Annotated in this window: 17 protein-coding genes; 8 read left to right on the top strand and 9 right to left on the bottom strand. The window is 54.8% G+C overall.

The features are described from left to right. Window positions 1-65: 65 nt before the first annotated feature. Entirely contained in the window at window positions 66-779 is a 714-nt protein-coding gene (locus BMY55_RS05325; protein ID WP_177179292.1) for a winged helix-turn-helix transcriptional regulator, read from the top strand. A 22-nt stretch (window positions 780-801) separates the two neighbouring features. Here BMY55_RS05325 and BMY55_RS05320 read toward each other — a convergent pair whose 3' ends face one another. After that, window positions 802-1,494: a winged helix-turn-helix transcriptional regulator gene (locus BMY55_RS05320; RefSeq protein ID WP_091428943.1), complete on the bottom strand. Its 693-nt coding sequence runs from the start codon at window positions 1,492-1,494 to the stop codon at window positions 802-804. 139 nt (window positions 1,495-1,633) lie between these two features. On the opposite strand from BMY55_RS05320, the gene BMY55_RS05315 reads away from it, so the two are divergent. Next, window positions 1,634-1,993 carry a DUF1330 domain-containing protein gene (locus BMY55_RS05315; protein WP_245744650.1) on the top strand — a complete coding sequence of 120 codons (360 nt, stop codon included), beginning with the start codon at window positions 1,634-1,636 and terminating at the stop codon, window positions 1,991-1,993. Between the two features lie 255 nt (window positions 1,994-2,248). Here BMY55_RS05315 and BMY55_RS05310 read toward each other — a convergent pair whose 3' ends face one another. Both BMY55_RS05310 and BMY55_RS05305 read right to left on the bottom strand, forming a co-directional pair. Beyond that, window positions 2,249-2,881 carry a tyrosine-type recombinase/integrase gene (locus tag BMY55_RS05310; RefSeq protein ID WP_091432061.1) on the bottom strand — a complete coding sequence of 211 codons (633 nt, stop codon included), beginning with the start codon at window positions 2,879-2,881 and terminating at the stop codon, window positions 2,249-2,251. A 104-nt stretch (window positions 2,882-2,985) separates the two neighbouring features. Then, window positions 2,986-3,618, bottom strand: coding sequence for a LysE family translocator (locus tag BMY55_RS05305; protein WP_091428942.1), 633 nt, complete (start codon window positions 3,616-3,618; stop codon window positions 2,986-2,988). Between the two features lie 87 nt (window positions 3,619-3,705). Here BMY55_RS05305 and BMY55_RS05300 point away from each other — a divergent pair, with 87 nt between their 5' ends. Continuing rightward, window positions 3,706-4,464 carry a metallophosphoesterase family protein gene (locus BMY55_RS05300; protein WP_091428940.1) on the top strand — a complete coding sequence of 253 codons (759 nt, stop codon included), beginning with the start codon at window positions 3,706-3,708 and terminating at the stop codon, window positions 4,462-4,464. A 90-nt stretch (window positions 4,465-4,554) separates the two neighbouring features. Here BMY55_RS05300 and BMY55_RS05295 read toward each other — a convergent pair whose 3' ends face one another. After that, window positions 4,555-4,935, bottom strand: coding sequence for a carboxymuconolactone decarboxylase family protein (locus tag BMY55_RS05295; RefSeq protein WP_091428938.1), 381 nt, complete (start codon window positions 4,933-4,935; stop codon window positions 4,555-4,557). Between the two features lie 37 nt (window positions 4,936-4,972). Next, entirely contained in the window at window positions 4,973-5,884 is a 912-nt protein-coding gene (locus BMY55_RS05290; protein WP_091428937.1) for a LysR family transcriptional regulator, read from the bottom strand. Between the two features lie 131 nt (window positions 5,885-6,015). On the opposite strand from BMY55_RS05290, the gene BMY55_RS05285 reads away from it, so the two are divergent. From BMY55_RS05285 to BMY55_RS05275, 3 genes are all read left to right on the top strand, one after another. Continuing rightward, window positions 6,016-6,240, top strand: a complete 225-nt coding sequence (locus BMY55_RS05285) for a DUF1127 domain-containing protein (RefSeq protein ID WP_177179291.1) — start codon at window positions 6,016-6,018, stop codon at window positions 6,238-6,240. Beyond that, window positions 6,230-6,457: a DUF1127 domain-containing protein gene (locus tag BMY55_RS05280; RefSeq protein ID WP_091428935.1), complete on the top strand. Its 228-nt coding sequence runs from the start codon at window positions 6,230-6,232 to the stop codon at window positions 6,455-6,457. The genes BMY55_RS05285 and BMY55_RS05280 overlap by 11 nt, the downstream gene beginning before the upstream one ends. A 182-nt stretch (window positions 6,458-6,639) precedes the next feature. Beyond that, a complete protein-coding gene (locus BMY55_RS05275) occupies window positions 6,640-7,176 on the top strand; it encodes a GNAT family N-acetyltransferase (protein WP_091428933.1) in 537 nt (178 codons plus the stop codon). Between the two features lie 423 nt (window positions 7,177-7,599). Here the strand turns inward: BMY55_RS05275 and BMY55_RS05270 are convergent, their stop codons facing one another. The 4 genes from BMY55_RS05270 to BMY55_RS05255 form a co-directional block, all read right to left on the bottom strand. Beyond that, on the bottom strand, window positions 7,600-8,892 hold the full coding sequence (locus tag BMY55_RS05270; RefSeq protein ID WP_091428930.1) for a type II toxin-antitoxin system HipA family toxin: 1,293 nt from the start codon (window positions 8,890-8,892) through the stop codon (window positions 7,600-7,602). Continuing rightward, window positions 8,892-9,137, bottom strand: coding sequence for a helix-turn-helix domain-containing protein (locus BMY55_RS05265; RefSeq protein ID WP_025059995.1), 246 nt, complete (start codon window positions 9,135-9,137; stop codon window positions 8,892-8,894). The genes BMY55_RS05270 and BMY55_RS05265 overlap by 1 nt, the downstream gene beginning before the upstream one ends. Window positions 9,138-9,234: 97 nt before the next feature. Next, entirely contained in the window at window positions 9,235-9,621 is a 387-nt protein-coding gene (locus BMY55_RS05260) for a hypothetical protein (protein WP_091428929.1), read from the bottom strand. Between the two features lie 284 nt (window positions 9,622-9,905). Continuing rightward, entirely contained in the window at window positions 9,906-10,268 is a 363-nt protein-coding gene (locus BMY55_RS05255; RefSeq protein WP_091428926.1) for a helix-turn-helix domain-containing protein, read from the bottom strand. Between the two features lie 229 nt (window positions 10,269-10,497). Between BMY55_RS05255 and BMY55_RS05250 the strand changes: the two genes are divergently transcribed. Next, window positions 10,498-11,382, top strand: a complete 885-nt coding sequence (locus BMY55_RS05250) for a LysR family transcriptional regulator (protein WP_143064283.1) — start codon at window positions 10,498-10,500, stop codon at window positions 11,380-11,382. A gap of 172 nt (window positions 11,383-11,554) precedes the next feature. Beyond that, window positions 11,555-12,271: a hypothetical protein gene (locus tag BMY55_RS05245; protein WP_091428921.1), complete on the top strand. Its 717-nt coding sequence runs from the start codon at window positions 11,555-11,557 to the stop codon at window positions 12,269-12,271. The last annotated feature ends 19 nt before the right edge of the window (window positions 12,272-12,290 follow it).

Raw genomic sequence — 12,290 nt, 5'->3', positions numbered from 1 at the left:
AACCCAACGCTCCACTTCAATAAGTGAAGTTGAACTTTTGCCGCAATTCGCAGATGCTTTTCCACATGGAAAACAAACATGGATACAATCAGTTCTGCCCCGTTGCGCTCACTTCAGAGCTGATCTGCAACCGCTGGACGACGCTTATTTTGCGCGCGTTCTTCTGCGGGGCGACAAGTTACAGCGATATTCAAGGCAGCGCTCCCTTGATGTCTTCGGCCATTTTGTCTCGCCGTCTCAGGGAGTTGGAATTTGCCAACATCATTGAAGTCGTTCCTGCAAAGGAGAACGCCCGCAAGCGATACCAACTGACCGCTGCGGGGAAGGCCCTGTTCCCAATTGTCGATCAGATGGGCATTTGGGCTCAAAATTGGCTGCGGCGTGAGATTACTTTGGAAGAAAACATGGACCCCGACGTTTTGTTTTGGGAGCTCCGGCAACTGAACATCTCTCGTGGCATAGATGTTGAGCGCCGCAGGGTGACAGAGTTCAACGTCAGCGGTGTACCTGCCCCAAAACAGCGGTATTGGTTGATATTTGAACCTGACAACATCGAAATCTGTATCAAAGACCCAGGTCACGAAGTTGATTTGTGGATCACCAGCAGTATCAAAACATTGGTCGAAATCTGGCTTGGACATGTCCCGTTAAGTCAGGCGTACGACGAAGGCGCTCTTCAACTGGATGGCCCGCGTCCAGAGATAGAGGCGTTTTCAGAGTGGTTTGTCCTCAGTCATTTTGCGCAAGCCGAATTGGAAAGAAATGCAGACAGACGATAGCACCGGTCTGCCCATCTCTCTACTAGGCCACAAGTTTCTTTTGTTTTGCGAAGGGGCTAAGTCCCAGCCAAACTTGCATGGTTTCTGCGACTTGTCGTTCGCCCAGCAGTTCGATTTTGTCCCGCTCGCTTTCGAGGGTGCCCAGTCCCATCCATATCGCGGTCATCGTTCGCAAATCGGTCGTCACATAGAGATTGATTTCAAACCCCGGATCAGACCAGCAAAGATCGACCTCGCCGCTAGGTTCAATGACCAACCACCACAGGTTTTTCGTGGAAGGCAAATCTGAGTACAGAAACTGAACGGCCGTCCGAATGGGCGGTAGCGGGGATGGATTTAAGTTGCGACGCATGTCCCACATCAACAACGATGGGTCGAGGTTCTTCAATGACAGCGAAGATTCCACCCATTTCTGGCCCCACATGCCGATAGCCTCGACGACCGGGCGCAGATCTTTCCCGGCTTCGGTCAGGTGATATTCGAAAATTCCCTTGTCGGTTTTCGAAGGCTTGCGTTCAACCACGCCCGCCAGTTCCAATTCCTTCAGTCGAGTGGACAAAAGAGCTGGCGACATTTTCGGCACGCCGCGTCGCAAGTCATTGAATCTGGTGGTTCCAGCCACAAGTTCACGCATTAAGACCATGGTCCAGCGTGTGCAGAGTACTTCTGATGCCATGGCGACGGGGCAGAATTGTTTGTATCCAGCTTGGGTCATATCGCGTTTCCTTTTCTCGTTAAGGATCACCCTAGGCCCGAATATTTTATTGGCCTAGTTCAGAAACTGAATCTGATGGTTCAGATCGGTGACTGGATCGGTTGGGGCGGCGTCTCATAGGTTCAATCCATAAGCCTCGATGGTCGATGCTGAAGTTCAATTGGAGAAACCGATGAGTGTATTTTTAATAGCAGATATCAAAGTTACAGACGACAGCTGGGTCCCAGACTACGCCGCCAATGTCCACGATCTGGTCAAGAAACATGGCGGTAAGTACCTGTCCCGCAGTGGAAATATTGAAACGCTTGAAGGTCGGGACAAAGACAGTACCCTGATCGCTATTCTTGAATTTCCGACACGGGCCGCGTTAGACCGCTTTGCCTCGGATCCTAACTACGCTCCGTATGGGAAAGCGCGCCAGGCAGGAAGCGTCAGCAATTTCCACGTCATTGACGACACAGATATTGCAGGTGCAATTCCCTACCTAAAGGCGGGCTAACGACGAGAGGCTGCGCCAAAGAACCCGATTTGGTGCAGCCATTCGGATAACTTTCTCGCTGCGACCGGCATGAATGGCCGATATCTTCGCCGCATAGCATCAGAATCAATTATGCACCCGCAGTTTTCTCTACGCTGCGAGCACGCGCAGCGAGAAATTCGAACTCACAGAATGGGCTCAGCACCGACCCCCGCCGCGCAACGGACAGACATCCGCTTTGGAATGGCGAACGGCAGGACCGTTCGCCAATATGGCTCAGATGTCGATGCGCTCAGCTATGCTCAGTGCATCTTCTAGTTCGACGCCGAGGTAACGAACAGTGCTGTCAACCTTAGTATGGCCGAGCAGCAATTGGACTGCGCGGAGGTTGCCAGTTTTTCGGTATATCTCTGCTGCCTTTGTCCGGCGGAGCGAATGGGTGCCATATCCGCTTGGCTCTAGATCAATTGCGGTCACCCAATCACGAACCAACCGTCCGTACTGGCGGGTGGAGATGTGTGGCCTGTCGTGGAACCTACTGGGGAACATGAACCGACATGCATACATCTCTGGCGATTTGACCCAGGCCAAGACAGTTTCACGCGTGTTTTCCGTTAGTTCGAACTGAACAGGTCGCTTGGTCTTGCTCTGGATCACTGAAACACGTTCGCGTACCCGGTCATCTTTGACCAGATCAGACACTGCCAATTTGACAAGATCACAGCCGCGCAGTTTGCTGTCGATGGCGACGTTGAACAAGGCCAGGTCACGCAAATTGCCCGCAAGTTCGAGCCTTGCCCGGATTGCCCAGACCTGTTTCGGCAACAGCGGCCTCTTCTGACCGATGATCCGCCCCTTGTTCCAGGCGTTGCGTTTCGGGGTTGTTGCAGGAAGTTGGACTCTTGGCATGATTTGCCCTCCGATCCACCCTCCAAACCCAATCACCAGCACCACGCTGGCAATGAGATTGTATCGTCTATGGCAAGGTTAGCTTTCTTCGGGCGAAGCGATTCCTAGATAGTTGCTCTAGCGCGGAAGCCGTTGACGGCATCAACGATCGACTTCGCTCCAAAAGCGATGAAGACCAGCCCCGTCGCTCTCGTAATCCAGCGTCCGTATCGCAGGAAAAGTTTTCGCGTAATCGGCAGTCCGGTCCAAAGGACAACGAAGCCCGTAGCAACCAGAAAGCCGCTGAACGCGGCGGCCACCAGAGGAAACACATGCGAGAGCGACATAGCTTCATCGAAGCGTGAAAACACAGCAGTAAACATCGTCAAGGCGAAGGGATAGGCTTTCGGGTTGGTCAACCCAAATAGCAACCCGGATCGCCACGGGTTCTTGATAGAGCGAGTGTTTCCCGCACTCGGACTGCGCAGTGCATTGATGCCGAGGTAAATAAGATAGAGGCCGCAGATCAGCCCGAGGGTATCGAAGAGCGCAGGCCCAAGTTGCGACACACCTACGATTGCAAGGATCGCTGCCGCTGACCACATGAGGTCGCCGACAAGGTGACACCCCAGAAACCGAACGCAGGCCGCACGCCCATCGGTCGCCGATAAGCTCAGCGCAGCAAGCGTCGCCGGACCTGGGATGAGCACATAGAGCATACCGGCGAGAAAGGTTGTCAGGATGATCTCAGGTGACATGCTGTCAAATTAGGCAGAGAGCCAAAAATGCCAAGAAATATCGTGAATTTGGCTGCTCTGATGCCCGAGCCTTGCTAAGATGCTTAAATGCAAGACTTTGATCCCAACCGTTTCGCGGTCATTGCCGATATTCATAGCAACTCTGACGCTTTGGAAGCAGTCTTTCAGGACATCTCGGATCAGGGTATAGAAAGCGTCGTTAATCTTGGGGATCATCTGAGTGGCCCGATGGCAGCGAGTGAAACTGCCGAACTGCTTCTATCTAACGAAATGCCTGCTATTCGTGGCAATCATGACCGGTGGCTTGTCGAGAACAAGCGTGAGGACATGATCTCAATTGATGGTGTCGCCTTCGACCAGCTTGACGAACATCATTTGAACTGGCTTCGGGAGCTGCCTACGACGCTCTGGTTGTCAGAAGACGTTTTCGCCTGTCACGGGACACCGAAGAGCGACACGACTTACTGGATGGAAAAGGTTTCGCCACAAGGAGATATTATCCTCAGATCGCGTGACGAAGTTGCTGATGAGGCATCTAGCATCGACGCGAGCCTTCTGCTGTGTGGCCACACCCATCTCCCACGCCGAATGGACCTACCTGATGGTCGCGTGGTCCTGAACCCCGGCAGTGTCGGGTGCCCGGGCTACATCGATAAGACGCCCGTTCATCATGTCGTTCAAACAGGCACGAGTGCAGCTTGCTATGCCGTCGCTGAGAAAACAACCAACGGATGGGTGACCATGTTCCGACACGTCCCCTATGACCCGAGCCGAATGATACAGCTGGCGAAGGCCGCCAACCATCCAAACTGGGAAGCAAGATTAGCAACGGGATGGGTAGCTTAGGAAGGCCCTGACGCAGCTATGAGCGAACTCACTTTGATCGTTGCGAGGGGGTCGAAATCGGGTGGCGTCGAGCATCGGGAGATCGACTGGTCACGCCTCTTCTTCCTCGAAAACCTCCAGCGCGGCGTTCAACGCATTGATCGCCGACGGAAACCCACCGTATAGCGCCATTTGCCAGATCACTTCTGCAATCTCTTCTTGCGTCAAGCCAGCCTTGCGCCCGCCCGCGATGTTCACTTTGAGTTGAGGCTTGGTCTGTCCTCCCAAGGCCGCCAAAGCAGCGATGGTCGCCAAATACCTGTCGCGAAGACCAAGGCCCGGCCGCGCGTACTGGCGGCCATAGGCGAAATCGACCACGCCTTCAGCCATTCCGGGCAGCAAGTGCCCATAGCGCGCGTTCAATGCGTCTTCCATCCCCGGGTTCAGCTGCTCGGACAGCTCTCGCCCTATGTCAGTGGTGTTCTCAGCCAAATTGTCACCTCATTGCATCTGATCAGCTATGTGCCATCTAACCAGTCATTTGATAGCTTTGAACGTCCATAAACCGCCGCACCAGATAGTCCACGAAAGCACGCGTTTTCGGCGCTAGATTGCGCCTGTCGGCAAACATTACCACGATATCGGTGCTGGGCGGCGCATACTCTGGCATGACATGGACGAGTTCACCGGACTTAAACTTCCTGTTTGCCATATAGCAGGGTAGTCGCGCGATCCCCATCCCTGCGAGCGCGGCCCGAAATACAACATCAGTGCTGTTCCCCTCAAAATTTCCCGTTGCTTCAAATCTTTCACCGTTCGTCGGTTCAATACTATTCCAGGCGTTCCGTTGACTTTTACCCGCTACCCTAAGGCAGTTGTGTTCGGCCAACTCAGCAAAGTTCGTCGGCACCCCTGACCGCTCAAGATAATCGGGCGAGGCGCATAACACCCTGCGGCTTTGCATGATGCGCCTCACAACCATATCGGGGTTCTTGCGTTGCTCAGCAAAGCAAATGGCCGCGTCGAATCCTTCAGTTGGAAGATCGATTTCCCTATCTGTCAGGTCCAATGAAACCTGAACCTCCGGATTCTCTTCCATGAACTCTGGCAGCGCTGGGATCAGTTGGGACTTACCAAACGCAACCGTGGATGCGATTTTGAGTTCTCCGCGCGGTACACCATCAAGATTGTGGATCATCGCTTCCGCCTCTTTGAACTTTTCAGCCATGGCTTTGCATTTCTCGTAGAAGTCCTGCCCCTCTCGCGTTGGCGACACACCAGTTCTCGTGCGATTGAGCAAGCGGTAATGCACATGATCTTCAAGGAGTCCGATTTGTTTGCTGACGGCCGAGGGCGTTTGCCCCATCGATCTTGCAGCCGCAGAAATACTACCCTGTTCCACCACGGTCGCAAATATCAGCATTTGTGCTGAGATATCCATCTTATGTCACCTGCCTGTTCCAATCTGGCATGGGTCCATTGCCAAATCGACCAATTGTGAGCGCTACCAAATACACGTACTGCTGCAGTGCAGCATAAATACTGCGCTGCGGCAATAGACGAGGCACTATCATGGCAATCACACGATCAAACGTTGGGCTGGATGTCGTTTTCGATGCTGGCCGCACGTTCTTTCATCAGAAACTGGATCACTTTCGCAAGGCACAGGCCAAGCGGCGGGTCTATCGCACAACCTTTCACGAACTCTCGGTCCTGTCCGACCGTGAGCTGGGGGATCTGGGCATTCCGCGCAGCAACATCAAAAGACTGGCGATGGAGGCGGCCTATGGCCTTTAGCACCCATACAGCCGGACCTGAACGCGGTAACGTCGTCGGTACATCAATCGCGTTGTTGGCGTGGGTTGGAACCAGAGCGAAGGCGGCCTTGAAGGCGCTTCAAATGGCTCGAATGCTCTCCACGCTTGCGAATATGACCGACTACCAGCTCGCTCAGATCGGTATCTCGCGATCCGAAATCCCGGAATACGCGGAGAAATTGATGGCCGACGAATAAGGGCGCACGCTTTTAGGTCAGAAGCATACAAGAAACGTGCTGGTTCTCGCTCCTCCCAGAGTAGGCCAGCATGGGCGGCGGCGAACACATCAACAGGGAGCGCCAACGCAAACGGGCCAGCATCTTCACCTCCTCCCGAAGGTGCTGGCTCGAACCAACCTGCCAAGCAGGAGCCCCGAAGAATGTGCGATAAAAGAACCCCACAGGACCTGGTCGTCCGTCGTCTCCGTTCCGCAGACCAAGATGATATTTGTGAACACTTTCTTCGGCTGGATGGTCAGACCCGGCGGGCAAGGTTTTGCGGCGGCGCGAGCGACGAGTCGGTCCTGAGATACGCACATAACATTCTTCGGTACGACAGTATCGCGTGTGGCGCATTTGTCTCTCGGCACCTGAGGGGCATTGTAGAGCTGCGCGGCCTCTTTCATTCCTGGCCATCAAGGACCGAAGCCGCTTTCTCTGTCGAGGCTGAGTGGCAAAGCATCGGGATTGGCGATGCCCTCTTTGAACAGATGTTCGCAATGGCGCAGAACAGAGGAGTGAGAACAATCGAAATGATGTGTTTGAAGGAAAACAGCCACATGCGCTATCTCGCAGCGAAGCATAGTGCGCGGCTTTTCGTTGACGTAGAGACCGTTAAAGCAGTGCTGCACCCCAGTTGGCCGACTCCGTTTTCCATTGCGAAAGAGATCATCGCGGAAACTAGTGGATACTCGTAGCTGCTCATAAGGTAGGCGTTCATAAGTCTATCCGGACATCAACAGAGTTCAGTGGAATGGCGAGGATGTTTCACAACTTATGATTTGGGTCAGAATTTCCCGCTGAGTAGAATACGAACGGCCGGTTTGTCCGCTGCATGACAGCGTCATGTTCGTTGCAACTGCGGCAAATTTTGTGCTGCGAGCGCACGCAGCGCGATAGTTGAATTCACAGGTTGGGCTCTTGGCAGTTATTCGCTGCAATTCAACTTAATGTCCGCTTTGGCGTCCATCCACATGGAAAATCCGATGCATCGAATAGAGTGACGCCCCTGCGACCTCACAATCACGGTGTACTCTGGCCCTAAATACGTGTTGCTGCATGAAGGCGACCTGCCACTCAATATGACCCACGGATCATAAAGCAGAAATATGATCTGCGGATCATACGGCATGAAAGACAATTGCCCGGCGTCGTATGCCAGCGGCAATGGCTTCCGCCAAAGGCTGTGTAAACCCATCTGGCAGGTCTGCTAGTGTCTTGTCCAAGGCGGGTTCAAGCTCTGTCGCAATGTCCGACAAGATCTCTTCCGCCAGCGCCACACCAAAACCAGCCGCCTTTGCAGCCTGCGGGAAATGGCGAGGCACCACCTCGTTTACCCGATAGTGCCCGTCCACCGCCACCGCGAGGCGCATGCGGTTCTGACGGATTTGGCCATCATCCACCGCTTTCTGTGCACTCAGCACATCGTAGAGTGGGGTCATGCGGAAGCCGCCAGGGCGTAATGCGATGCTGAAGTTCTTGGCGTGCCCGTCCGTCGCCCCTAAAAGCCAAAACAGCACCTGCGCGCGGAAGAACACGCGCTGATCCGCCTCGGGGTCATCACTGCCCTTCAGCAACCCGATCCCTTCGGTGATTCCCGGCCCGCCGTCCATTTGGTATTTCTGACTGGGCGGGACTGAGAGCGCTTGGCAAAAGTCTTCCTGCGGGAGGCGGATCAATCGGCCATCCTTGGTCCAGCGCCGATCGAACCGCGTTACGACAAGGCTTCGCACGTCTTCGAAGTCGGCAATCTCAACCTCGGCCACATCCATGCCCATGGCGCGGCAAAAGCTCATGCAGAAAAACTCGTTCTCGACGCTATCGGACAAATCGATCCCTGCGGGCAGAACGCCAAGCTGCGTCTTGAGGATATGGGTTGTTGGGGTGAGCCCCGATGGACGGATCCACGCGCCCTCGTGGCGTAGCAGCGCCGTTTTCTCCTGCGCCCCGGCGATAGAAATGCGGAAGTCGTCTTCCTCGTCTAAGCCAAGGGGGGCGCTTGCGAGGTTGCGTAACATATCCGCAATCTGCGCCTCGGAAACGGGCTCTCCCTCGAGTGCGCCAACCTCGGGGATCTCACCCGAAACGAACTGCAAGGCCCCCACACAATCGCGGCCGATCTTCTCCAGCATGTGCCACGCGTCCGTGCCGCCCGCACGCACCCGTGCAGCAACGCGTTCACGTATCGCCTGATTGTCCGGCAGCAGGTTTTCCAGGTAGGCGATGACAGGGCCGCCCTGATGCGCCTCTTCGCGCAAAGGCAGTGACAACGAAATGGGCATGGCATGTTCCCATGCCAACCATTCCGGATCATAGGTGAAGCTGATTGCGCCTGAGCCTGCAAGACGCAAAGCCCCAACCAGCCTTCCATTCAGAAGCACCTGCATTGTGCCGCTACGCCCGCGTTTCGCCATCAGAAGATATCCTCGATCTCAAGCGAGCCACCGCGTTCCACCAATCGGAACTCAAGCCCAAGTGCCGCCATAACAGCAAGCACTGTGGCGAGCTTGGCTCCCGCGTCGCCATTCTCGAGCGACGAAATCGTCGCGACGCGCAAATTCGTACGCGCGCTGATGTCGCTTTGGGTCCATCCGCGCGCTTTGCGCGTCCGGCGAAGTGCCTCGCCGATCTGCTCGGCCGTTCGTGCTGTGAGGTCCATGATGCGGCTCCTTTTACGGCACAGCGTAAATTAAAACAAATTACGCTACAACGTAAATATCTACTTTTTACGCCATGGCGTAACAATCGAGCCGCACTTATGCCTGCAGCCCCGCAGCGCACACCTGCTCGGGCGTCACCAGCTTTGACGCGATCAAGTCCTTGATCTGCCGGTTCGTGATGTAGCGGCACAGGGGGTGGCGTTCACTGATCCACTCGGCGAGGCTCGCACGGCCTTTGGCTTCGGCCTCTCGCGCCTTCTCCCGGTCCGCCTGTATCTGGGCAAGCCCCTTCTCCCATCGGCGCATCCTGAACCAATTGTCCGAAAAACAGACCTTGCTCCGCGTGTAGCCCTCGGTTTCCTTCGCATAGGCTTTGACCGCCTGCTGCAAGTCATCGGGCTTCACTCCCGCTTTCACAGCCGCTGCAATCAGGCGCAGACTGGTCCGCCGGTCTCGGATCCTGTCTTCGGGATAGGCCGCCAAGATCTTCTCAGATTCAAGATCTTCATAGGACTGGCGGCTGAACGGCGGGTATGACCCAAAGTGGGACGCGCGCGCTAGGTTGTCTATATTTGATTGCCAAGGCTAGGGTCGGGTGTTCGAAAGGCCTCGCCCGCTCCAATGGGATCTCTTGGACAGAATTGACTGCACTAGAGATGACGGGCGCCCACACGTCTTTTTCACGTGCTCCAAAGAAAAAGGGACGCGCTTGGCACGTCCCCCTTCCACCACGTCCCTTCCCCCTCAGAAAAGGCAGTGTCGTTTGTCTAGGCGCTCAGCGACTGGCGGTTGGCCAGTTCGTGGATCATGGACTGGATCTGGTTGCGCACCTTCACGTCCTGGATTGACGACAACGCCTGTGCGGCTTTCGCCGTACGTTCATCCATGGCTTCGTCCTCTGACGTGCCGGCATCTGCCAGCCCTTCGAAGAAATACCCTGGTTGAACGTTCAAGAGTTGTGCAATCTCGAACATTTTGCTGGCCGAGACACGATTGTATCCCGTTTCGTACTTTTGGAGCTGCTGGAACGACAGTCCCAGTTGCTCGGCAACTTTTACCTGAGTCAGGCCGCGCAGCAGACGGACTTCTCTGATTTTCTTACCCACATGGACATCGACTGGATGGACCATTTTCTCACCATTTAATTGCTTCCCGTTAAACGAGAATGTCAGGTTTCATCGAAAGACCCAAGTGATGAGTCTTGAACGGTTTGGTTGCAAAAATTTACCCGGTATGGATGATTTATTTACCCTACTGTCTAAATATCAATTTAAGAACGATAATTTCTGCTATAGGCTGTTTGGATTATGTTGAATTCCATTGCGGAAACAGTTTGGTGAAGACAGTCCGGGTGCAGAAATGACCAATCGAACCAGCCCCGCCCTTTTGTTTGAGATGTTGCGCTCGTTTGCATCTTTGGCGCGCACATTGAACCTATCCGAATCCGTGCGCGAGCTTGACAGCACCCGTCAAACCGTCCGTCGCCACATCGCATCATTGGAAAGCTATAAAGGTTGCGAACTTTTCAGCTTTGAAAACCGACAATACCGGCTGACCGAGGATGGTAAGAACGCATTGCGAGAGGCCGAGGAGTTGATCGCACGTGGCGAGGCATGGCTCTACGACGAAAGCAAGCATGTGAACGAGCTGTTCTATCTTGCGATGCAAATCGGGGATGTGCCGTATTTCCTGCAACAGCACCCGCTGACCGCCATCTGGGATATGGGCTCGCCCTTGATCCGGTTCGGCTTTCACGCTTGGGCGCGGTCAGAAGGCGCGCTTGAAAGTCCGGCCTTCGCCCCGCTGCGGCCCTATTTGATGGTGTTTCGCTTCAACGCGGATAATGGCGACTGGATCTGCACCGAAGTGGGCGAAAAATCATCTTACGCCACATGGTTCGGGTGGGAAAAATACCGATCTTCAGTCGGCAAGGGCATAGCAAATCTGCCCGGCGGTCCGGGGTTTGCCAACCTGCTGGCAAAACCATTTCACGACATCGCCACCACGCGCGGTATCCGGCTGGATCATATCCACACACGCATCGGGCATGGCGACAATAATGACCTTAAGGCGATCAGTTATCAGCGGCTGGCCATGGCTTGTCGGTTTGCAGATGGCGAGTTCGCTCTTGCCACTCTCATCGACCGGACAAGAAACGTTCAGATTGCCAATCTGAGTGACGCAGATCGCGATGCGATGGACGCCGAGTTTACCATGAACGTCGTGCCGCCGGACGATTACTGACGCAACGATCGTCTCTGGTTCGCAGCAGGGCCACAGAATAGTTCGAAATGTGTCAGATTATGCTCATATTTCTGCCTGATTTCCCGTAATTCGCGAATTTCCGCAAATCGATTCGAAATGTTTCCCGCATAGGTTAAGATTCCCGTGGACCACGAGCACATGGGAGATCCAAATGACCATTCACGACACTTTTGCGGGGGCACAATATGTGACCGCGATTCTCGATATGGCCAGTGAACACGGCTTGGTGATCGAGATGGGGTCGGATTTCGACCTGTATGAAAGCCACATCAACACACATCGCGCGCATCAGCCGATTGGCGCGCCGTTCGACCCCAAACGCCACGAGATGAACGAACATAACGGCTTCTGGATCGTGGGTTGGAACGAACAAGGCACGCTGGTGCACACGCAGGCCATGCGTCGGTTCAATCTGGGTGGCTTGACGCTATCAGACTATCTTGGGCAGAATTTCAGGGATTTCCCCCCCGTGGGACTGGATCTGGACATGGAGCGTAGTTGCTATCAGCCTGGTCCCGGTGCCCGACGTATCAGCGGCAAGACCTGCTATCATGGCGAATTGTGGGTCAAGGGGGACGACCGCTATCGCGGCACCGGATTGCCGGGATTGCTGGCTCGGTTCGCGCTGGCCACTTGTGTGCTGCGCTGGTCGCCCGATCATATCTTCGGCTTCATGCCCGAACGCCATGCGTTCCGTGGATTGGCCGAGCGTGAAGGCTATATGCACACCGATCCCAGCGCGCTGGCCTGGTATCCAAAAGGCAGCAACGCCCCTTTGAAAGGATTCATGACATATATGAGCCGCGATGATCTAAGCCATCTGATCTCGCTTTGCCCGCGCGACTTCATGATGTCGCAAGCCGCGTGATTGCCACACCCCCGGCAAG

Source organism: Aliiroseovarius sediminilitoris (genome assembly GCF_900109955.1).
GTDB classification, from domain to species: Bacteria; Pseudomonadota; Alphaproteobacteria; order Rhodobacterales; family Rhodobacteraceae; genus Aliiroseovarius; species Aliiroseovarius sediminilitoris.
This window is presented reverse-complemented; position numbering and strand designations above follow the sequence as displayed.